At 70.6% G+C, this 22,057-nt stretch carries 17 protein-coding genes; 8 read left to right on the plus strand and 9 right to left on the minus strand.

The window, feature by feature from the left end; all coding sequences use genetic code 11:
- Nucleotides 1-108 precede the first annotated feature (108 nt).
- Nucleotides 109-618, plus strand: a complete 510-nt coding sequence (locus tag ABT170_RS14285) for a hypothetical protein (protein WP_351867138.1) — start codon at nt 109-111, stop codon at nt 616-618.
- Between the two features lie 120 nt (nt 619-738).
- Here the strand turns inward: ABT170_RS14285 and ABT170_RS14290 are convergent, their stop codons facing one another.
- From ABT170_RS14290 to ABT170_RS14300, 3 genes are all read right to left on the minus strand, one after another.
- A complete protein-coding gene (locus ABT170_RS14290) occupies nt 739-1,644 on the minus strand; it encodes a hypothetical protein (protein ID WP_351867141.1) in 906 nt (301 codons plus the stop codon).
- Nucleotides 1,645-1,856: 212 nt separating this feature from the next.
- Nucleotides 1,857-3,044, minus strand: a complete 1,188-nt coding sequence (mihF, locus tag ABT170_RS14295; RefSeq protein ID WP_351867144.1) for an integration host factor, actinobacterial type — start codon at nt 3,042-3,044, stop codon at nt 1,857-1,859.
- Between the two features lie 117 nt (nt 3,045-3,161).
- Complete coding sequence (locus ABT170_RS14300; protein ID WP_351867147.1) at nt 3,162-3,908, minus strand: hypothetical protein; 747 nt, start codon at nt 3,906-3,908, stop codon at nt 3,162-3,164.
- An 827-nt stretch (nt 3,909-4,735) separates the two neighbouring features.
- On the opposite strand from ABT170_RS14300, the gene ABT170_RS14305 reads away from it, so the two are divergent.
- On the plus strand, nt 4,736-5,275 hold the full coding sequence (locus tag ABT170_RS14305; protein WP_351867150.1) for a hypothetical protein: 540 nt from the start codon (nt 4,736-4,738) through the stop codon (nt 5,273-5,275).
- A gap of 244 nt (nt 5,276-5,519) precedes the next feature.
- Here the strand turns inward: ABT170_RS14305 and mihF (ABT170_RS14310) are convergent, their stop codons facing one another.
- From mihF (ABT170_RS14310) to ABT170_RS14325, 4 genes are all read right to left on the minus strand, one after another.
- Complete coding sequence (gene mihF / locus ABT170_RS14310; protein WP_332757184.1) at nt 5,520-5,837, minus strand: integration host factor, actinobacterial type; 318 nt, start codon at nt 5,835-5,837, stop codon at nt 5,520-5,522.
- The gene (locus ABT170_RS14315) at nt 5,834-6,130 is read right to left on the minus strand and encodes a hypothetical protein (protein ID WP_351867153.1); all 297 of its coding nucleotides are present in this window, start codon (nt 6,128-6,130) and stop codon (nt 5,834-5,836) included. The genes mihF (ABT170_RS14310) and ABT170_RS14315 overlap by 4 nt, the downstream gene beginning before the upstream one ends.
- A 214-nt stretch (nt 6,131-6,344) precedes the next feature.
- Nucleotides 6,345-7,226: an ATP-dependent DNA ligase gene (locus ABT170_RS14320; RefSeq protein WP_351867156.1), complete on the minus strand. Its 882-nt coding sequence runs from the start codon at nt 7,224-7,226 to the stop codon at nt 6,345-6,347.
- Nucleotides 7,227-7,284: 58 nt separating this feature from the next.
- Nucleotides 7,285-8,421, minus strand: a complete 1,137-nt coding sequence (locus ABT170_RS14325) for a VVA0879 family protein (RefSeq protein ID WP_351867159.1) — start codon at nt 8,419-8,421, stop codon at nt 7,285-7,287.
- Between the two features lie 508 nt (nt 8,422-8,929).
- Here ABT170_RS14325 and ABT170_RS14330 point away from each other — a divergent pair.
- The gene (locus ABT170_RS14330) at nt 8,930-9,352 is read left to right on the plus strand and encodes a hypothetical protein (RefSeq protein WP_351867162.1); all 423 of its coding nucleotides are present in this window, start codon (nt 8,930-8,932) and stop codon (nt 9,350-9,352) included.
- A 188-nt stretch (nt 9,353-9,540) separates the two neighbouring features.
- Here the strand turns inward: ABT170_RS14330 and ABT170_RS14335 are convergent, their stop codons facing one another.
- Together ABT170_RS14335 and ABT170_RS14340 are read right to left on the minus strand one after the other, a co-directional pair.
- A complete protein-coding gene (locus tag ABT170_RS14335) occupies nt 9,541-10,374 on the minus strand; it encodes a hypothetical protein (protein WP_351867165.1) in 834 nt (277 codons plus the stop codon).
- Nucleotides 10,375-10,445: 71 nt separating this feature from the next.
- Nucleotides 10,446-11,210, minus strand: a complete 765-nt coding sequence (locus tag ABT170_RS14340; RefSeq protein WP_351867167.1) for a hypothetical protein — start codon at nt 11,208-11,210, stop codon at nt 10,446-10,448.
- Between the two features lie 557 nt (nt 11,211-11,767).
- On the opposite strand from ABT170_RS14340, the gene ABT170_RS14345 reads away from it, so the two are divergent.
- The 5 genes from ABT170_RS14345 (at nt 11,768) to ABT170_RS14365 (ending at nt 21,968) form a co-directional block, all read left to right on the plus strand.
- Complete coding sequence (locus ABT170_RS14345) at nt 11,768-12,118, plus strand: DNA ligase-like domain-containing protein (RefSeq protein WP_351867170.1); 351 nt, start codon at nt 11,768-11,770, stop codon at nt 12,116-12,118.
- Nucleotides 12,119-12,244: 126 nt separating this feature from the next.
- Nucleotides 12,245-12,718 (plus strand): hypothetical protein, encoded by a 474-nt coding sequence (locus ABT170_RS14350; RefSeq protein WP_351867172.1) that lies wholly within the window; start codon nt 12,245-12,247, stop codon nt 12,716-12,718.
- 161 nt (nt 12,719-12,879) lie between these two features.
- The gene (locus ABT170_RS14355) at nt 12,880-13,299 is read left to right on the plus strand and encodes a hypothetical protein (protein WP_351867175.1); all 420 of its coding nucleotides are present in this window, start codon (nt 12,880-12,882) and stop codon (nt 13,297-13,299) included.
- A 1,068-nt stretch (nt 13,300-14,367) separates the two neighbouring features.
- Complete coding sequence (locus tag ABT170_RS14360) at nt 14,368-16,116, plus strand: hypothetical protein (RefSeq protein WP_351867177.1); 1,749 nt, start codon at nt 14,368-14,370, stop codon at nt 16,114-16,116.
- A gap of 371 nt (nt 16,117-16,487) precedes the next feature.
- Nucleotides 16,488-21,968: a hypothetical protein gene (locus tag ABT170_RS14365; protein ID WP_351867180.1), complete on the plus strand. Its 5,481-nt coding sequence runs from the start codon at nt 16,488-16,490 to the stop codon at nt 21,966-21,968.
- Nucleotides 21,969-22,057: the final 89 nt, after the last annotated feature.

Genomic DNA, 22,057 nt, shown 5'->3' on the forward strand with positions numbered 1-22,057 from the left:
GGGGCGTTGTGGCTGCGGCGCGAGCGTCACCTTGACGGAGGGCCTCACCCCAGATGCGGGTTTCGCCTAGGCTCGGCGCGTTGGCCCTTTCGGAGGAAGCTCTCGTTCATGATCACACCCATCGTCGACCCCCTCTCCGAGGAGGCGGTCGCCACCTATCTCCACGACGTAGCGAGGCTTGCTGAGGGCAACTACAACACGGACGGATGGGCGTTCGCCACGCTCTACCACCTCCTGCTCAGCCACGGTCGCCGCTTCACCGCTTCCCCGCCTCCGCCCGACCTGACGGGCATGGAGCCACGGCTGTGCTACAGCAATGCCGCCCGCTACGCCCGCGGCCACCGCTCCGAAGGTCTGGTCTACGCCGAGGGGTTCGCCCTCCCTGACGGCGTCGACTTCCCCCTCGCTCACGCCTGGTGCGTCCGGCCTGACGGGACGGTCGTGGATCCCACCTGGGCCGATACTCCAGGCCGTGCCTACATCGGAGTGGCGTTCCGTGATCCGCAGCGTTGGCCGTATGACGGTGGCGGCATCCTCCAGGACCCGGACAGAAGCTATCCGATCCTCAAGGACGGCCTGTCGGAGGATTCTCTGCTGCCCGCCGGGCGTCCCCTCTGACTGGCCCGGCATCCGCTTGAGCTGGTGGCGGCCCCGGACCACAGGGGCCGCCACCAGCTCCTCTGCCCAGGAGCACGCACGGACGGCGCCAGCCCAGATGCCCCCCGACGACCACCCCGCTCACATGCCTTCTACGGCCGTGTCACCCAGCGCTCGCCGTGTCGGACACGGGGACGCAACCCTGCAGACCGGGCAACTGCCATCCGAGATGAGTGGGTGGAGGGCGCGGACGTCATCCACTGCCGCCGCGAGCCGGTTGCGCTGATCAGCAAGCGGTACGGCCACCCGACCAAGAACCGACTCGACGATCCACTGGTTGCGGTGCTTTTCGTGCTCGTCGGTAGGCGGCCTCACCCCGTCGTACAGGGCCGCTGTGATATCCCGGCGCATCCGCATCGCGTCGACCGGACCGAGTGTCGGCTGCAAAACCTCCTTCAGCAGTCGGTGTGCCGTCACCGTGCACCGGCCGGAGGAGGCATCTGGGAATGCTTCTCTGAGCAGTGCCCACAAGGATCGGGAGGTCATCTGCGGCGATCGACCGGTGGCCGGAGCGCCGGGATCGACGCCCCACGGCACGGCCACCTCTCCCGGCCCGAGCGTCGCAGAAGACTGCCTGGGTCTGGGGGCCCGACCGCGCCCCGGATACACGTCGGAGAGATCATGCAGGCGGCGGGCTGTGGCGACTGCTTCCTCATCCAGGTGCCGCTGGTGGCGAAGCCCCAACGCCCCCAGGTCGGCCCACCGGTCTTCTGACCAAGCGCTGTTGGTTTCCGCCCGTACCCGCTGGAGCTGCTCGATCTCGGCCAGGGCCAGCGCCTGGCGCTCCGAAAGCTCGAGAGTCCAGCGCTGCCGCTCTGATGGATTGTCGGGCGCACCGAACAGGTCGAACTCCTCCTTCAGGTCCTCGATCCGGTCTGCGCACCAACGCCGGAGCGCACGGGCGATCGTGTCGCCGTGCGTCAGCAGCGCAGTCTCGTCGAGCAGATCCTCGCCGGCGGCCGGTCCGGCGCTCGGGTCCGTGGTCATGGGCGGTTCACTCCAAGCTGGGAATCAAGAGACCCCAGTGTGGAGCGAACCGCGCAACAGCCGCGGATTCGCCTGTCCGCGCGGCATATCCCCCCTGACAACGAGAGCCCGTGGGTCCGGTGGTTTCCCGCCAGGGCTCACCCCCCGGGTGCCTTCCCCGTTCCCTGGGCCGGTTCGCATGCGGAGCCATCAGCCGCGGGCGACTGCGTGGCTCACGAAACGGTTGAGCATTCGTGGAGCAGCCGCTCACGTTGCTGGGCCCGGAGGGACTGCAGACGCCGCTGCTCGTCCAAGCCGACCTCCGCCAGAATGCGCCTCCGCGCAGCGGGCCCAACGCCGGGCAGCGACTCCACTAGCCGGCCAACCCGGGTACCGCCGACCACCCTGTCTTCACGGGCCAGTACATCGGGCAGCGACAGGTCGCCGGCTTTCAGCCGCCCCAGCATCTCCGCCCGCTCACGCCTGACCTCGGCAGCCTGTCGGAGCGCCAGCGCCCGGTCCTCGGCGGTGCGCTCCGGAGGAGGAGCTGCCGACGGCGCACGGCGTCTCTTGGGGGTTTGGGAAACGACATCGTCTGGATCAGGGCCGCTCAGCTGCCCAAGCCGTGTCGGCCGGGCGAGCAGTCTGCTGGTCAGGTCATGCTGAGCCGCCCGAAGAGCGCGGATGGAGCACGGCAGGTACGGGTGCTTGGCCGGCTCACCGTAGCGGGGCCGGCCCGGCTTGATGGTGACCCACACCTGCGTGACGGTCCCACCCTCCAACTGTTCGGTCAGTCTCTTCCAGGTATCCAGCCAGCGGCTCATGGTCCGCACAGCCAAGTCGTCCAGCGGGAAGACGCGCTCCCCCAAGGTGACGGTGGGCGGGTCCGCCTTCAGGTCGAGGGCCGACACCTGAAGACCAGCGAGTTCGGACAGCGGGCGGCCGGTGACGAGCCTCAGGGCCGCAAGCGCGCTGGTGCGCTCCCACGTGCTGCGGTTCGTGCGCGGCGGTCGGTTGTCCGCAAGGAGCTCCACTACCCGGCGGCTCTCGTCGACCGGCAGGCCCTGGCTGTCGGGCCACCCCTCGGAAAGACGCTCCGGCTGGCCGAGGTGACGAGCGAAGGCGTTGAAAGCGGCGCAGCGAGCTGCCTGCGACGCCGCGGCCGCGTCCGGCTTGCCGGCCACCCGACGCTGACGGGTGTAACCCGCGGCCGCGGCGTTCAGCCACGCGACCGCGTAACCAACGTCCACGAGGTCGCCTGCCTGAATTCGCTCCTCGGGGAGCTCAAGGAAGTCGCTGAGCACCCGCAGGTACTCGTTCAGGAAGAAGGCGCGCTGGTCGTACGTCGCCTGCGGGCCGCGTGCCAGCTTCTTCAGCAGCGCGGTGATCTCGGTGCGGGCGGGGCGTTCGAGCCGGTCCATGACGTCACATCGTACGACCGGCGTGTCCGCCGCCTGGTGACGCACGCCGCCAGCATCTACGCAGCGGACTCACCGATGCGGCCACCGGCCGACAGCTCACAGCTCACAGCTCACAGCTCAGGCCGAGGCATCCGTCTTCCAGTGGGCAGGGGGTTCAGGCTGCCTGCCGGTCAGCTCCTTGTACTCCTGGTTATGCCGCTCGCGCTGATCCCGCTCGCGCGCGTTGCAGACGTCCCACTCACGCCACATCGCCTCGGTGCCCCCGGCATCGTCCCAGCGCCCGGAATCCACTGCGGTCCGCCAGGCCTCCACCCGCTCGCGGACCTTCTGCACATCCTGCTCAAGATCGGCGTCCTCGGCTTCGTGCCGGCGCCACAGAGCAGCGAGCTCCGCCTGGTATGCCGCGTATGCACGGTCGAACGCCTCCTCGGCCGCCCACCGCGCCTCCGTCTCCCGCGCAGCCTCAAGACGCTCGCACGGAACGGTGCACCCGACGTGTACTGTCCAGCACTTCACCAGATGGCAGCCGTGGCAACCTTCCGGCATGACGCTGTGCTCGAGGATCCTGGCGCCCGGGAACCGGGCCCGCAGCAGCTCAGGAGTCAGCAGCCACCCGCCGAACAGGGAGATCTGCTGCCTGGAAGTCAGCTCCGGGCCGCCGGCATCGGGGTCGTTGACATCGTTCCACGTCAGGTCGACTCCCTCCGGAGTCCGCACCCGGTACGCCCAGGAGTCCCCCTGGTGCCCGGGCGCGGTGATGTCGTCCACGACATGGTGAAGATCGACGACGTACCCCTCGTAGGGCGCATTGACCTCGCGCAGTTCACGGTAGGCGGCGGCCGGCCGCTGTCCGGTGGCAGCCACGCGAGCCCGGGTGTTCCGGCGCGCCTTACGGCTCCTGACCATGGTGAACCCCTCCGGCGGACCCCACGCCCCCGCCGTCCGTTCCACGATGGAAGACGTGCCGGCTGGCTACACGACAATGCAGCGCTGCGTCCGAGACGGCTTGGCCGGTCCTGCGGCGGCGTGGGCGCCCATGCAGGCCGGAGTCAGGTTGCGCTACTCCCAGAGCCCGACCCTAGCGGCCGTCCCAGCTGCCCTGAGCCTGTCGACGGTCGCCTCACCCGATCGAGGGAGTTGGGGTCTGAGACGCCTACCGTTCGTACTCCTCTTCGTCCCAGTCGACCCTGCGCTCAGCGTCGATCAGGTCGTTCGTCTCGTCGTGGCTACGTTCCTGGCTCATACCTGGACCTCTGGTGTCGATCGGGCGGCGGTGGAGAAAGTCGACGGCAGGACGGAGAGCCCTGCACGCTCGATGGTTCCGGCAGCGAGAGAGGCGACGCCGGCGGCGTGCCGGAAGCCAGCCTGCGGCTGTCCGGAAGGCTGGGCCTGCGTCTGGCGCGGAGGAGCCCGGCGGCCAGGCCGTGAGAGACGTCCACCGGATCGTCGAACACCGCAACAGCCTCGGCCAGGAAGACCGTGAAGACCCGGCTTATCCCTGGACGCAGCAGCATGTCGCCGGGCCGCACCGCAGGTTGCAAGCAGCAAGGAACAGAGCGCGTAGGGCTCATGACGGAGCACGGCAAACTCTCTCCCCTCGGATTGGCAGGCCCCTGAGGACGCGGATTCTGTCGGCCACAATGGCAGGGCCTGCGGACACCTGCGCAGGCATCAGGTCTCCACATGCCGAGGTGACAGTGAACGGGCTGCGGTTCCGAGGTGTACGCCTCACGCCGTACACCTCCGACGGACAAGCCGTCGAGCACGACGTCCGGACGTGGCCGTGGCTCGGAGTGGCGTGCCGGGACGAGGCCGGCACCCGGCTGTGGCTGGAGACCACCGAGTCCGTCGCTGGTGCGGTGCAGCAGTTCACTCCGCCACCGGCCGAAGGCTGGCACGAGGTGGCTCTCTGGGCCGACACCCCCGACGGAGATCTGGGGCAAGCAGTGGTACGCGAGGTGGAAGCCCTCCGACTCTGGGCCGTCGGCCTTGGATACGTGGCTCTGTACGGCGGTCCGGGCAAGGAGCCGGAACTCACCCGAGTGCCCACACCGCCCGCCGGAGTAGAGCTGGGCAGCAGCGACCGCCCAGGCGCATGGTCGGCAGCAGCTCTGGGGCAGCAGATTGCGGACGAGTGCCGCTCCACGGAGGAGGCTCGCCAACGGCGGCGTACGGCGGTGGAAGCCGCCCGGCACGAGCGCCGCACGGCACGACAAAGGGCCCGGGCCTAGCCAGGCTCCGATTGCCCGGCGCCTGAGCCCGACGGCCCGGGGGCAGGGGGAGGGCCGGGACGCGAGGCCAGAGGGGCAACCACGCCCCGGCGTTGCACTACTTGCAGGCGGCGGCGCCGGGGCGTCGTAGCGCCAGCCGAGCAGAAGGCTCAGTGGACGCGCTACAAGTATGTGGCGCCCGGAAGGATGTCGGCCTCCGGCCGCCCTGGTGCCCGGCGCCCGTCCCGCCGGGCACCAGGGCGGCTCACTTCTGAGGCGGGAAGAGATCGAGGAGCTGGGCCTTCTGGCGGGGTCCGAGCCCTCGGACTCGGCGGCGTTCGGATATGCCGATGTGGTCCAGGAGCTGGCCGGCGCGGATCTTGCCGATGCCGGGCAGGGCTTCGAGCAGGGGGCGTACGCGGATCTTGCCTGCGACCGTGTCCGTACGGTCGAGGACCTCGTGGAGGGAGATCTGGCCTGCCTTGAGGCGGATCAGCAGTTCGCTGCGTTCCTTGCGGGCGGCGATGGCCTTCTGCAGTGCCTGGGCACGGGCGTCGGCGGTGAGGCGGGGCAGGGCGGTCACGAGATGGTGCTCCCGGTCGGTGTAGGGGTGTGGTTGTCGGAAGCGGCAGCCGACCGGTGCCTGGGCGCGGCCGCCGGCCGGGCAGACGTCAGCGGGCTGCCGAGCAGTGCTGCGGCGACGGCTTCGATGTAGGGGTTGATGACACCTTCGTCGTCGCCCTGGGCGGCATCCTCAAGCAGTTCGGTGAGGGGCTCGTACAAGGCCGGATCGACGAGAGGGTTGCCCTGGCGCAGCGAGGTAATGGCCTGCTGCAGGAGGGCGTCGCCGCGCGCCGCGGGAGCGGCGTCGTTCATGATCGTCCTTCCTTGGCGACCGGCGTCGACACGAGCGTGCCAGCGGTCAACCACATGCGATGTCCGTACGGCCGCCCCGGCGCGAGCTCGCGCCGGGGCCGTGGGTGACTACGTGAGGCAGCCTTTCGTGCGAAGCGGACACCACGGTGCCCACGCAGTTGGACGGTCCGGCCGTCAACTGCCCGAGGCGACGACGCGGCGCCTGCGGGAGCCCTCAGCTGTCCGTGCGGAGCCGCACGAAGTGCAGGCTGCCGTGCCTGCCGACAGGCGGACGCACCTCGGCAAGAACCACCCCGACGACCAGGTGCTCCTCGGAGCCGTCGGGCCGCTGTCGCCGAGCACCCACGTGGCCTGTGAGCTGCCGGGCGACTTCCGCAGCGCGCACAGAGTCCAACCGCGGTGATGTCTCAGCTTCCCCGCCGTTGACCAGCACTCGCAACGCCCAAGGACGGTGCACCGGCCCGATCACCGCGATCACCTTCGCGTCGACCGGATCACCATCGGTACGCCACTTCACCCACGCCCGAGAGGCCCGCGCGCTGTAGGGCGAGTCAAGCCGACGGGAGACCACACCCTCCACTCCAAGGTGTGCCAGATCCCGCGCCTGCTGTACCGCCTCGGCCGCGCTGTCGAGCCCCGGCACCCATCGCACAGCGCGACCCGCCAGGGCCTGTTCAAGGAGGAGCAGCCGCTCCCGCAGAGGTCGGGAGCGAACGTCGAACGCAGGCCGGCCAGGCGAATCGGAGAAGGCCAGGATGTCGAACGCGGTGAAAACGACCCCGATTCCGTGGGAGGCCCGCCACGCCGGCGTGCGTGCGAGGGCACCGAAGTCCATCCGTCCGTCCGCGTAGGCCGCCACGATCTCACCGTCCAGGACACCGTCGGGCAAGTCCATCAGCACAGTGCGTAGTTCGGGCAGCTCCCTCGTGATGTCCCGGCCGGACCGGGAGTGGAGCAGGACCTGGTCGCCGCGGCGGTGAACGGCTGCCCGCCAGCCGTCCAGCTTCATGGCATGGGACCAACCGGGCCCCGCAGGCACGGACGACACCACGGAGGGGCGCATGAGCGGGACGGGAACAGGCACGGGCGTGGTCATCGGGTTCACCGTGCCGTGCACGGCACGGTGAACCCGTAGCGGCGCGCGCCGGCGGCCGTCAGTTCACCGGCTCGGCGCCCCGACCTGCTGCTCGGGCACGGCCTTCGACGGCAGTCTCCAGCTCACGCGCCACACAGTGCCACGCGCTGGGCTCGACCACCACGCGCTGACGGATGCGCTGCCCTGTCCACGACTCCCGGCCTTCGACGACCGCCGCGATCCGCTCGGCGGCCTCGCTCGCCACCGGCGTGACCGGGCCTCCCGCGTAGAAGACCGGACTGGGCCGCTGGGCCGGATCCATGGAGGTGAAAGACCACCCGTGTTCGGCATCCCAGGAGAACCACTGCAGACCGCCCAACTGGTTCCGCTCGCGCAGTGTCACGTCACAGTCGGCCGACAGGTCGAACCCGTCCTCCACCCGGACCCCGGCCTGCTCCGTCACGGGGATACCGCGGGCGGTCAGCAGCTGTCCGACGAGTTCGATGTAGGCGCCGATGGCCGGCTCAAGGTCCGTCGCGACATCGAGGAGCGCCTGACCATCCGCCCAGGTGTGCACTTCCTCGACGTCCGTCCACTCACCCAGCAGCTCTTCGACCCGCCAGATGCAGTCCTGTCGGTGACGACGGCCCACCGGCCGGTCGCATGACTCGCACACATCGGTCTGGTCTTCGTCCCCCTCCTGGTCCTCCTCTGCCTCTGCCTCGACCTCCGCCTGGGCGTCGACGCGGGCCTGCCAGGCCGCAGCCCGTTCCTCCTGGCGCGTCTTGTTCTTCGCCACGTCCTCGTCCGGGGCCGGGAAGGCGAACACCCGGAACTCCCGCCCGTCGACGACGGTGTACCCGTACAGGGGGACGTGGCCCCAAGCGGCCCAGTCACACGGGAACGTGTGGGATCCAGTGCCGGGAAGGTGCCGGCCGAGGCATTCGGTGAACGCCTGCGTCAGCTCCGTGGTCCCGGAGACCTCGGCGAACCGTGCCACGGACGTGACGTGCCCGCAGCGAGGGCACAGGGCAGACCACTGGCTGATGTCGTCCGTGCCGAACCGGGCCCGCCCGGCGGCCAGCCATTCCTCATGCGTCAGACGCGCCCGCAACGGTGGCAGCGCCACCACCTGGTCGCGGGCGGCGTTGAACCCGCCGCCCGCCCGCCGCTGGAGCTGCCGGGCCCTGCGCTGCACCGTCCGGTTCCGTGCCATGCTGCGTCCTTCGAGGCCGCCCACGCCCGGCCGTCAAAGTCCACGGTCGGTCTCACAAGAGATGGTGCGTGCCGGGTCCGGGACTCACCCCGCGGACACCGCGAGGCTCCTTCGCCTCTTCGCTGGGACCGCGTGGGGTGTCGCATCAGCGGGAGACCGGCAGGCACTCTGCCGTCCACCCGACGCTACCGGCACCGCGAGGAGCGACTGCCAGGAAGTAGGCAGAGGTCCCTCGAAAGAGGAGCCGTGGTGTTGACGGCCGCTCCCCTCAGTTCGGTGCGGAACAGCAGGCGGCCGGTCTTCTGCGTGCCGGCGGCAGACATCGCGCACCGCTGTCCGCCGCCGACACGCCCATGCCCACCCATCAACCAGTCAGGGCCGGCACCTCGGGACGCGCCCTGCAGCGAACCGCCGGCGCCTGAATTCGCGGACCGATGGCTATCCGCTCGGCCTGCGCAAGCATCCGGGCCGACACCCCAACCGCGATCCCGCCCCTTCGGAGAAGTCGATGACGCACCGCCACCCCACCGATGGAACCTGCGCCGCCTGTGACGCCACCGGGCTGCCGTACGTAACGGCCAGCCAGCTCAAGCCTGGACTGCTCATCCAGACGGTATTCCGGCCGTGGCTCGGCCAGGAGTACGAAGTCGGTGAAGTGGCGACGGTGGAGGTGGAGCCGCTCGATGTCATGCGCGACGGAAAGCCGGTCGACGCGGTCACCTGGACGTTCGCCTGGCACCTGACCTGCCGCGACGGGGAGGTGATAGCCCAGTTCGCGGACAGGACGAACACCTCGTACATGATCTGCGGCTACAGCGAGTACGCCCTGTTCGAGCCTGGCGCGGTCCAGCGGCCCGACCGCACGGTCCGGCACGACGCCGAACGTCCAGCCGCCCCTGTCTACCCGGGGCCGCCTCCCGCCTCCGCGTAAGGCCGCTATGGATGCCACCGCGCCCGCGCCCGGCGCGGCCGGTAGTACGCCAGCGCCTCAGCCAGGGAGCCGTTCACGAACCCCCTCGGCCTCCTCGACGGCGGGGATGCTTCAGGCCACAGCCGGGGGGCTGGCCGCGGCATCGGGTGAGGGCCCCCGCCGCTGAGCGCATCCAGGCCGCTGCGTTGTCAGTCCAGCAGGTTGAACTCGAGGTCGACGATGACCCGCGCGATGCGCTCCGGGTGCTCGTCGAGGAAGCTCCGCAGGTCATCCCAGAACGGCCATCCGTCGAACGAGTCGTGGGCGTAGAGCTTCAGAGCGCCGCGGGGTTCGTCCTCGTCGGGTTCGCGTTCCAGGTAGGCGTACCCGAGGCGGTCCAGTTCCTCCATCGTGCTGCTGATCTCGCTCTGTGACCGCCGGGTGCGCCGGGACACCTCGGCGATGCCGAGTACGGCGTCGGCCTGGACTAGGAAGGAGAGGAGGCTGCGGGCCGGCGGGGTCAGCTCGGCGAGCTTGTCCGCGATGGTGTTGACCATCGTGACGTCGTCGTGCTTCTCGTCGGGCGTGAGCTTGTCGACCCCGATGGCGGCGTGAAGTGCGTCGAGGGTGGTGGCGTAGCGGACGGTCGCGGCCTTCGTGTGATCGGTGAACTGGGCCTCGATGTACGCCGCCGCCGCGCGGAACCGGTCCTCGTGCTTCCTCTTCATCCTGCGCAGCATGGGCGCGGGGTACTTGCTGCGGCTGTTCACGTGGTCGATCCGGGTGTGGTGCTTGGGGCACAGGAGCATCAGGTTGTCGGCGGCCCGGAGAGCCTGCCGGTCCAGTGCGGGATCGTGCCGGGGGCTGCTCGGCTCAACGCCATGGATGTGCGCCACTTCGCCGATGAATGCGCCGTCTTCGCAGATGAGCCGCTCGGTGCAGGGGTCGAAGGCGCATTCGTTGCCGCTGAGGATCCAGAGTTCACGGGCGACCTGGCCCAGCGGCTCCATGCGGTTCGTCGGCTTCTTGGGTGAGGGGGGCACGGCGGGAGTCTTGCGCACTGCGGCGTTCCTGCGCTCGTCCTGGTCTCGGTGAGGGCGCCCGGGTGGCTGGTTCAGGTCCGTTCTTCGGCTGCCAGTTCGTCGGCGAGGAGGCCGAGCTGCCACGTCTGCTCGTGCAGAGTGTGGATGATCTTGCCGAGCTGGCGTTCCCGCTTGACGCCGGCGGCGCTCTGGTGGGGGTTGGTGTCCGCCTCGGCGAGGAAGCCGGACAGGCGCTGGAGGGCCTCGGTGCCGAGCTTGAGGTGGCTGAGCGGCGCGAGGTCCTTCTCGGCGACGGGGCCGGTGCGGGTGGGGTAGCCGTCGGGGCGTCGTTCGATCACCCGGGTCTCGTCGAGGCGCAGCAGGGCGGCGAGGACGCGGGCGATGTGGGTGCTCTGTGGCGGGACGGCGGCCGCGCCTGCGCCGGCGTGGGCGGGCGGGGTGTCGCCGGGGTAGCCGAGGACGCCGGGGCCGAGAAGGTCCAGGACCTGTTCGGTGCACCGGCGGGCCCGGGCGCGGTCGCGGTTGTCGAGCGTGAGCTGGTCGAAGACGTCCTCTCCGTCGATGGCGAGCATGGACCAGGCGGGGAAGTGGCGTACGACGGTCGTGTGCGGGCCGAATTCGGCGTGGGCTGCGCGGCACAGGCTCTCGGCGTTGTTGATGAGTCCGGCGCCGAGCATCAGGTCGGTGGCGATGACGAGGGGGCCGGGGCGGTCGCGGGTGGGCCAGACGCGCAGGCGTACGTGGGAGCGGCCGCCGGTGCTGAGGGGGAAGGGCCAGGCGTGGTCGTCGCGTACCGGGGTGGTGCGTGCGGGGGTGGGCAGGTCGGTCTCGGTCATCGGGTTCCTCTCGGCGTGTGGGCCGCCGGCGGTAGGCGCGGTCGCGGACTGGCCTGTCGTGAGGGGCGGAGGGAAGGGGCGGTGTCCGCTCCCTTGCGTACGGTGCGGTCGTGCCTCATCGAACCGTCTCCTCCGTGTCTACTACCAGCCAACAAACCCATAACGGCAAGAAGCGCTCCGCCCCTCTTTTTAGCCCGCTCGCATCACCCGCACCGTGCCCACCCGGCCGTGACGACTCGTCACGGGTCGTCACGTGTCGTTCCGTATCGTCACGTCCGGGCCCCCAAGAGGGCCGGGAGCCGGACAGCCACCCGTAGAGGAGGACTCCAGGCTTCTTGCCGTTATGGATTCGTGGGCTGGTCGCAGGCACGGGCGCTGTCCTCTCTCCTCAGTGGTGCCCGCACCGTACGGACAAGACCGGACAGCACCAGGAGGACAACCGCGCGGCCGCCGGCACCCGGGATTCGCGAGACGTCGCCACCACCGGACGCGCCCCCGTTCACTGAGGCACCCCGGCAGGGCCCCAGCACCTGCCCTACGCCAAGGAGCCCGACCCGATGCCCAGCAACGGCACTCCCCTCAACCCCCTCGCGCTCATCGCCGCGCTCGAAGCCGAATGCGTGGCCATCGACGGCGAAGGCCGCTACCTCCCCTTCGAGGACCTCATCAACTACGTCCGCACCCACCTGAGCGACGAGGAACTGGCCCAGCTCGCCAAGAAGCCCACCGACCCCCACCTCAAGGAGGGCGACGTCATCCTCCACAACGGCCACCCCGCCACCGTCCGCAGCATCAACTTCCACGCCCCCAACAGGCACCCCCGCTCCGGTCTCCCCCGCCACCGGCCCGCCACCGAGATCACCACCAGCCAGGGCAGCCTCTACTTCACCCTCGTCCCCGACGCCTGAACCCACCGACGAGCCCCGCCCAGCAGACCGCCAGCCCTGCACCGAGAAAGCGGTCACCAGCGGGCGTGCCCGCTGGGCACCACGCCCCTCACCCACGATCCCGCCAGCAGCAGAGGACGGCCGCCCATGAGTGCACAGGAGAGCCGAACCAGGTTCGTCTGGTCCGACAGCCCCTCGATGGCATGGGGCCTGGTCCTCCTGGCCGAATCCTCCGACAGCGACATCACCCGGATGTTCAGCCCCCACGCCCACCGCAGCCGCGAAGACGCCGAAGCGTCCGGGCCCGGCCCCTGGCCCGGGCCCACGCTGTACCGGATCACGCGCACCAGTTCGCCGACGGACGCCGGCACCCCCGCACCCGAAGGGCCCGACTACGCCTTCGTCTCCAGCACCCCCTCATGGAACAGCAGGTGGAGCAGCATCGACTTCGACGCGCACCGCAACGGGGGCCACAACCGGCTGTCGGCGTCTCCCGAGGCTGCCGAGGCCATCCAGCGCGCCCGGTGGGCGACGGAAGAGGACCGCAGCAGGTACGAGGGCATCGTGTTCCGGGCGTACCTGCTGACGTGGTCGGTGCAGGCCGTCGAGCAGCAGCCGTGAGCGGGCGCTGACTCGACAACCCGCACGAGCGAGGCGCTCTCGCCCGCCCCCTCCAGGCTGCCAGATCGGCCTTCGTCACGATCGCCATCCCGCTGCGCATCCAGGCCGGGAGCCCTGGACCAGGGGCTCCCGAGCACGACCTCACAGAAGAGAGACATCCGATGCCCGAGCCGACAACGAACGATCTGATCGTCGCCTCCGTCCTGGAGGAGACGCGAGTGGCCCGCAAGGCCCACCACCAGGCCATCACCCTCCTGGTCAACACCGCTGAAGCCGAAGACCCCGTTCCCGGCATGCAGCTGGAGACCTTCGTACGGGTGCAGGCTCTGCACCAGTTGTGGGCCCGCGCCCACTCCTGGACGGGCGCGTCGGCGCTGTCCGAAGCGGACCAGCGCCTGAATGTGCCGCGCTCCCCCGAACCCGCCATGCGGCAGCTGCTCAACACCAAGGCGCCGTTCGTCCTCGGCCAGGACGCGTCAGAGATGGCCCGGCTCGTCCATGAGCACCGCATGGCCATGTACCACCGATGGCACCGCGACCTGGCGGCCATCCTCGAACGCCACACCGGAAACGGTTGGTGACCGACTTTCCGCCGGCCCCTTCCCGCCCTTCGCCTCCGGAGCACCCGTGGTACAGCCCCACACCGCCACTCCCATCGAACCGGCCGCACCGCCACGGCCGGGAACCGCCGCGCCCGCGCCCGCGGCCGCGAGCGCCGGGGGCCCTGCGGCCGTCGTGGTCCGCACCCCCGCCGGCGTCCTGCACCTCCTGGCCCCCGGCGCCACGCCTCCCCCACTGCCGGTGTTCACCGTCCCCCTGTTGTGCTGCACCGACCCGGAACAGGCCCCCGCAGTCCGCGCGTACGACGGTCCCTGGAATGGCCCGAAGACATGCCGGGCGTGTCTGCGTGTGTGGCGGGGCGATCCGGCCCCGCAGCAGGCTGTCCTTGAGGAGCTGCCCGGCGCCGAGCCGATCGAGCCCGTCGAACGGCGGATTCCTGCGCTGCCACGTGAACACCGGGGTCGGCCACTCGTCTGGTGCGACTGGCAGCCACAGCTCGTCCTGTCGCACTACTCGACAGCATGCGAGAAGTGTGAGGATTCGGGGCCCGGACTGATGGCATCCGGGCGCGGCAGTGAACCCCCGGGCCGCTACGTGGCGTTTCGATGTCCGGCCTGCCAGCACATGACGGTGTACGAGCACCGCGGGTCCTGGGACCTGGACCTGATCTACGAGAACCGCGTGCCAGGTCGCCACCGCTGACGTTGCCGCACCCCCACGGGCGAGCGCCCGCCGCCGGACCGACAGGTCGGCAGCCTGGGGCCCCCGGCCCGGTCCGTGCGCGGGATTCGCGAGATCGCGACGGTGACGGTGCTCTGCCTCTTCAGTGGCCGAGCCGCGCAGCCGCCGGCAGTCCTCTCTCAGGAAGGCACCCCATGAACGCCGACTCGCGCACCGCAGCCCCCCATCCGCATTCCTCTCCGGTCACCGCCTGCTCCGGCGGACACGACGATGCCCGCGGTCCCGCCGGGGAGGAAACTGCAGCCGAGTCCTGCCCGGCGTGCCAGCGCAGTGAGGTCCGCTCTGGGCGCTGCGGCGGGAGTGCCGCTGCCCTCGGGGCCGACGCGGCGGTCGCCGCGCTGGAAGGCATGCCTAAGAGCGCGGGCGCCCTGGTGCGTGAAGCCGAACAGCTGGGCTGGGACGTACGCGTGCAGCGCCGCTGGACCGGCCGCCTGTGGGTGCGCGCCGCGGTGCTCTCCGGGCTCGTGATGGTGCGCGCCGGGGTGGAGGAGACCGAGCACGTGTGCGCATGGAACGAGGCGACGGGCAAGTTCGTGGCGTCCGCTTCGACCGGCGGGTTCAAGGCCGTGCGCGAGGCCGTCAAGGCCGTACGCGTCGTCTCGCGTGAGCAGGAGGCCACGGGCCGGACGGTGTGGGGGCGCGACGGCGCGGAGTGGGTCCGGCAGATGGACGACGCCGTGGCGAAGGTGAATGCTGCCCTGAGTGACGCTCGGGACGCGTTCAACGCCCTCGACGGCTCCACGCCGACGGGCGCGCGGACGGTGGAGCTGGGCTCCGCCGCCTACGCGGAGGCCAAGACGGCGGAGCGGTCGGCCACCGACGCTGTGAAGGCGGCGCGGGCTTGGCTGGCCGAGACGAACGGCGAGGACGCGCGGGGGTGCGCGTCGTGGCGGCGTGCGATCGTGCTGGCCGGGCAGCACGTCAAGGAAGCCGGGGAGGCGATCGCGGACGCTGCGGCGCGCGCGGAGCGGGAGGCGCTCGCCGCTCCGATCATTGAGGAAGCACAGGAGCGGCTGATCGCCCAGGAAGCCCAGTGGCGCAAGCAGCTGGCCGACGAAGGCCGCGAACCGTCGGCGCGCGGGTACGCCGGGCTGATCGTGATGTTCGAGGACTCCTCGCGCGCCTGGTGTGCGTGGTTCGACGGCCACACCGACTACGACGGTGTCACGCACGCCGGGCACGGTGATCCCTCGCTGTCGTTCGTGGCGCAGTACGACGCCTGGGCAAAGTCCAAGCGCTCCAGCCGGTCGGTGTATTACCCGTCGCGGTACACCTCCGCCGCGCTGATCGCCGGGGACCGGGTCGACGCCGCTGCCGTGGCGTTCACGCTGGCCGTGGCTGACCGTATTGAGGGACGCGGCGCTGAGAACCTGCGAAAGGCGGCGGCCGCCGTCCGCAAGAACCCCCGGGGATTCGGTACTGGAAACGACCGCAAGCACTTGGCCGACTGGGCCAAGTACCCGCACAACAGCTACGGGGAGCCGACCCGGCTTGCCGAGCACGCCGTCGCCGAGTGGGCGGCGCTCGAGACCGCCCAGGCCGCGTACAACGGCGTTCGGGACTTCGAGAAGGCCCTGCACTGGGATGCGCATTACGCCGGCGAGCGGGCGGAGGCGCGTGCGGAAGCCGACCGTGCCGGCCTGGCCGGACGTGACCAGGCCCGGGCCGAGCGCGCGGCGTCCGGCCGAACGGCGGCCGCGTGGGAAGCGGCAGTGGAGCGGCTGACGAAGGCCCGCATGCGTGTGCATGCTGCGGGGGTGCTCGCCGCCGGTGACGTGGAGCGGGCACAGGCGTGCCGGGACCGGGTCCGGGAGGGGGACGCGCTCGCTGAGGACGTGTGGTCGGCCGTCCGGTCCTGTGAAGGGGCGTACGACGACGTGAGCCGTGCGAAGCGGGACGCCGGCCACTACGAGGAGTCGGCCGGGACCTACCGCGCAGTGGGTGCCCTGTCTGACTTCGTGGCCGAGTGCGCGCGCATGGAGGAAGCCGCCGCTCGTGCCGAGTCTGGGCGTGAAGAGACGCTGGCTTTGTACGGGTGTGCCTTCGCGGCATCCGCGAAGGCGGAGGAGGACCGGCGCGAGGACGTGCTCCGGTAGGGGCCAAGACGGGTGCGGTGCGCTGCCCCGGGTGAGCGTGCCGGTCTCGGACTCCTCGTTTGCAGGCCCCCGCCGGACGTGAGGACGCCTCAGGGCGCGGGGCAGGCCCTCCCCTCGCGATGTCGCAGCCCCACTTCATCCGGACCGCGGTCATGCGCGGTCACCAACCGGCCCGGGTCGCTCCCCTCGACCCGGGCCGGCCGCTGTCCGTCGTCGAGGACGCCCTCATTACCTGCCAGCACGCGGTCGAGAACCCGCTGGTGCGAGCGCCGATGCCGGAATTCGCGAGAAGGCGACGCCGCTGGCGTACGCCGCTTCAGTGGCCCCGGCCGCGCATCCGCGTGGCCTCTCCCGGCCCACGAAGGAATCCCGTGAACACCGTCCCCAGCAGCTCCGTCGACAGCCAGCACAAGTCCGTCGTCAACGGCGATGCCGGACTGCCCGAGCCTGCAGCCGGGAACATTGCCGCCGGTCAGCTCGCGGCTGCGCTGCAGGAAGGCGAGTCGATCGCGGCTGTGTCGTTCTTGGACGGGCGACAGCCTTCCCCTGGGTGGGTGCTGACGACCGCAGCCGGACACACGTTCCGGATCCGGCCTGTCGCCTACTGCCGTCCGGAGGAGGGCCAGTGGGAGGCAGGACACGACGCTGACGGGTCGTACTGGTGGGCCGCCAACATCGAGGACCGCCCTCTTGCCAAGGTGCTCGCCCGGATCCGCACCGACTCCACCACCCGCAGCCGGTTCGCCGCACTGTGGGCCAAGTACGGGCAGCGCACGGCACAGGCTCCGGCGTTCGGTTGCACGCCGGAGCGTATGGAGCTCGAGCCCGGTGTGTTCCTCATCCGCCGCTTCGGCGCCGTGGGCCTGATCGCCGAGGCCCGCTGGGGCTTCGAGCACCTGACCGCCGCAGACGGCCGCGAAGGCTGCACGGGTGAGGACTGGGCGCGCAAGGGGCCTGACCACCGGCGCTACGTGGCTGAGTGGAAGGTGTGGAACTCCGCCCTGGAAAGTGTGGCGAACTCCCGTCTCCGCGTTGTCTCCCTCTGTGCCGACGACGACAAGGAAGCCGACATCGACGCGTACTGTGCGATGTCCGCTCCTTACGTCGGCAAGTGCAGCTCGAAGCGTTCCGGCGCCCGCTACTGGGTGGCGGTCGTCGACGACCAGGACTGCGAGCTCGGCCGGTTCGTCGCCTGCGCTCGCTGCCTCTCCCGCCGGATCCTGGACGACGCTCACGGCGGCGACCGGTCCGCCGGGCGGGATGTGGTCGACCTCGCCCGCGACTTGGCCAAGGGCGATCCCAAGACGTGCGCTCTGCACTGGCAGCAGTGGGGTGATCGTGCGGCGGAGCTGTGCGGGCAGATGCTCGCTCAGGCTCTGGAAAACGGCGAGCGGTCGCCGTGGCCGTCCAAGGCGTTGGCCGATGCGCTCATAGCTCAGGGCGCGGCCGACGGTGACGAGCGTGCGAAGCGGGAAGCCCGCGCGGCTGTGCGCGAGCGGGGCGGCAGCAAGAAGGCGCAGGACGAGGCCGCCGCGCTTTCCGCTGAGGCGCGCGCCGACCGGGCCGCCCTGGTCGCCGCGGTCCGGGCGAGCCGGGCCGCCTTCTCCGCCCGGCTCAACGCCGCGTCCACTACCAAGGATGAGGAGCGCTCCGGCGAGGCCGACTCCGGCCAGACCGCCGAGCAACGCCTCGGAAGCACGTCCCCCCACATAGCGGTGGCTTCCACGACGGACTTCTCGACGGCTGACGCCGCGTACGGTCCGGACGACACCAACGCCCCGGAGCGGGCCCACGACGCCAGCCGAACGGCTGGCACCACGCTTGCCGCACCCGCTGACTCAGAGATGGAGAACAGCGGCGCGGACCGGTGGCTCGATGAGAGCAACGCCCGAACCGAACTGCCGCGTATGGGCTGGTGCGCGGGGCTGGCCGACGTCCTGGCTGCCGTGTACGCGGGAGACCTGCACGCGGACACGTCCGGGATCGTCCGCCGACGTGAGGGTCAGGGACGCCGGGTACGGGCCGCCCTGGTCGAGCTGCTGGCGTCCGGCGGCTACATCGCGGTCCCCCGCAGCGGCCGGCGCGGTCCTGTCACGGTCACCCCCGACGGCGTCATCGCGCACCGTTGGTGCACCGCCGCCCCCGACCTGCTGCACGCAGACCACCGGGCCGCCTACTGGGCGCGGGTGCGTGTTCACCACACCGGCCGGACGAGCAAGCAGTCGGCCAGGGACCGGGCCCGGCGTCTTACTCCCCTGCCGTACGGACAGGAGGAGGAGCGCCGCCGCGCCGCGCAGATGCGGCAGGTCGAGCAGTGGGCCAAGGAGATGGAGGCCACGCGGGAGCGTCTTGCGGCGGAGCAGGCGGAGCGGGATGCGCAGGCCAAGCAGGAGCAGGCGGCCGCATGGGCGCGGAGCGAGCAGGAGGCCGAGGAGCGGCAGGCGGTGAAGGATGACCGCCGCGATGACGGTCTCGTCATGTCGCAGCACGGTCCGCAGGAGATCGTCATGGGCACGGGTAGGCGGCGCGTCACGGTGACGCGGGTCAGCCCGAGTATCTGGGAAGCGGTGGTCCGCGGAGCGGTATACGTGGTGTCGAAGGAGGGTGGCGAGGACTGGCCCTGGCTGGTCATCGCGCCGGACGGCACGCGCATCGACGTCTGCTCGGTGATCAACGACGCGCCGTACGCGGCCAGCGTCCGGGACATCGTTCGCGCCCACGCCGACGCCACGGAGCGCGGCGAGACGTTTCCCGAACGGACGCCGCCCGGTGCCGCCGTCGCTACGCCCAAGGAGACCGGCCAGGGCCGGGCGGCCGCGGGCGACGATCTGCCCAAGGTCGGGGAGGCGTACAGCACCCCCGCCCCCGCGCGGGCGGTCGCTCTCGACCTGATCGGCTCCCAGTGGGTGGCCGAGTGCGACCGGCATGGCCCTGTCTCCAGGGGGCTGAACAAGTTCGGTGACGCGGTCGCCGACATCGCGGCTGCCTACGTCTACGACACCGAGCAGGATGCCGCCGACGCCGCCCGCGCCCACCTGGACGCGCACGCCCGGGAAGACGCCGACGTGATGACGCCGGAGGACATCGATGCTGCCCAAGCACTGAACTTCTCCCGCAACCAGTGGCGCACGCTGGGGTGGATACGTGACGGCAAGGTGCGCGAGACTGCCGACGGATTCCGCGCCTACGACATCAGCCCCAACCGCGCCGACGTCTCCAAGAAGATCAGGAAGACCCTGGTTCCACGCCTGTGGGCAGCCGGGTTCGTGAAGGTGCTCGCCATCGCCCCCGGGGCCCGCGCGTTCGGTCTCACCGACGAGGGAGACCGCGCGCTTCGTCTGTGGTCGAACGCGATGCGCATCAACGCAGTCACGGAGCCGGAGAAGGACACCCGGCCCGCCGCGGTAAAGAGCTCCCGCTACCGGTGGCTGTCCGCCGGAGAAACCTGGCCCGGGGAGCAGGAGAAGGCCCAAGCCTCAGCAGAGGCGGAGCAGGCCGCCAACGAGCGGGCCGCCGCGCTGCGCGCCGCGGAGGAGAAGGCCGCGGCCGAACGGGCCGCCACCCCCACGGTTGACGAGCTGGCCGTGCTGGAAGCGCTGAACGCTGACGGTTTGGACGCGGAGGCGGCCGCGACGCTGTCGGCCGCGTACATCGGCCACGTGGTCACCCGTCTCCGCCCGGGGGCCACCTCGGCGCGTCTTGATGGTGGCACGGGCCGAGGCGACCGGCGGGTGACGCGTACCTACAACGTCAACGGCGTGGAGAAGCCGATCACGCCGGCGGCTGCCGATGTTCTGTCGGCGGCCGCCGCGAACCTCACCGATGCCACGGCCGAGACCTGGCACGCGCTGTGCACGACGGTAAATGAGCGGTACGGGGTGTACCAGCTCGACCTGGCCGCCGCCATCAAGGCAGGCACGACGACGCTCGCACTGCTTGATCAGGCCGATCAAGGGCCGGAGGAACCGGCGGAGCTGTGGGCTTCGCGCGAGTTCGTGCAGACCGCCAAGCCGGGCACGGAGGCTGAGGTGATCGAGTGGGCTGGAGCGGGCCTGCTGTGGCAGAACGGTGACGGCTTCCGCCACGCCGGCCGCAAGGTCAACCCCTCCCGGGTGCTGCCGCTGATCGAGGCCGGAACCCTCCACCGCAGCGTTGACGGCCGGGTGTACCCCACCCAGACCCAGCCCCCGCAGCCCGACGACGCTGCCGTCCCGGCCACTGCCGGGCCAAAGAGCCCGGCGGAAGGCGGCAGCGGCGTCGCACCGCAGGCTCATGAGCAGGGCCCGGTGCGGGTGCCGGACACCTTCAGCGCTACGGGCCGCACGCCGCTCACGTACGACGACTTGGACGGCTGGACGTACGCCGACTTCGTCGCCGCGCACCCGTCCGAGGAGGACACCGCCGACCTGGCGAGACTCGCAGGGCCAGGCCCGGTGCGATGGCTGTTCGCCCCCGCCGAGGGCGACGCGCCCAGAGCTGTGAACCTGTTCGGTGGCTGCGGGGGCTGGTGCGTCGGGATCCGCCGCATCCTCGGGGCCAAGGTCGACATGCTGTGCATAGACGCAAGCCGCGACGCCACGGCCACAGCGACGCGGGCCGGCTGCCACGCCATCTGCGCGGACGTGCGCAGCATCGACCCCGAGCACTTCGTGTTCCGGCACACCCAGATCCTGATCGGGTCCTCGCCGTGCATCGACTTCACCAACGCCGGCAAGCGCGCCGGACGGCTGCCCGAGAACGTCGCCGCTCTGGCCGACGCCATCGAGCAGGCCGGGGCAGCCGTCGGGAACTACATCGTCGACGGCCCGGGCTGCACGTGCGTCACCGACGACGAGTGCGAGTGCGGGCCGGAGGCCTACGACCACTTCGGCCCGCGCTCGGGCGCCACCTGGGACGAGATCCGCTCACTCGTCGCCGACATGCCCGGCACCCAGACCGCCGGGCTCATGCTCGAACCGATGATCTGGGCACTCGCCCTCAAACACGGTGGGGCGCCGCTGCACACGATCCTCTTCGAGCAGTCCAACCAGCTTCCCCAAGAGATCCGCGACGTGATCAAGGAAGAGCTGTACTGCGCAGGAGAACGCGAACTTGGCGCCGCTGTGTCCGTGACGTGGGAAGAGATCGACGCCGCCTCCTACGGGTCGCCGTCAACGCGCCGCCGGGCGTTCATGATGGCGACGTTCGGCCGCTACAACTCCGGACCGAAAGCACCAGAGATAACGATCACCGCCGACCAGGCGACGGGACTTCCCGCCGAGCTGGAGGTGATCACCCGAGGCGCCCGCAAGACCAGCGGAGGCAACGCGTTCGTCATGGGCCGCGTGATCCCGGGGGTCACCTCGCGTATCCGGTCGGTCGATGTCGGGCACAAGGGCGGCCGGTTCACCCTTGAGCAGGTGGCAGCTCTGGTCACCCTCCCCAGGGACTACGCAGCACTTGCCGAGGGTTCACGGACGAGCATCTGTCAGCAGTTCGCGGACATCGTGGCCCCCGTCGTCTCCGCCGCCGTGTTCGGGGAAACCGTCGGTCACCTCTTCGGGATCAAACGAAACTGCGGAGGATGGCTGCCCCTCCTTCTTGCCTACCTACGCGAGCAGTACCCAGGGGCCAAGACGATCCCGGAACCGCAGCCAGCTACGCCAGAGAGGATGGCCGAGGACCGGCACAACCGTACGTTCGTCGAGGACGAGCGGACCCGGTGTGGACTGGTACCGACCCCTCTGCAGGTGGAGGTGAAGCCTCCTGTGCACGCGGTCAGCCGTCGCTGCGATGGCGGGCAAGCAGACCTGCTGCCGCCCGCCTCGCACCGGGGCCCGGACCTGGGGGCGGGAGCCGTTCGCACCCGCTGAGAAGAAACCGAGGCATTCGAGGAGCTCCTGTTCGCTCCCTCAACCTGGAACGACGAGCGGGTCAGCTGAAGCTGGCCTTCAGCGGGGAC

The sequence above is a fragment of the Streptomyces sp. NPDC001787 genome (genome assembly GCF_040297465.1).
Taxonomy (GTDB): domain Bacteria; phylum Actinomycetota; class Actinomycetes; order Streptomycetales; family Streptomycetaceae; genus Streptomyces.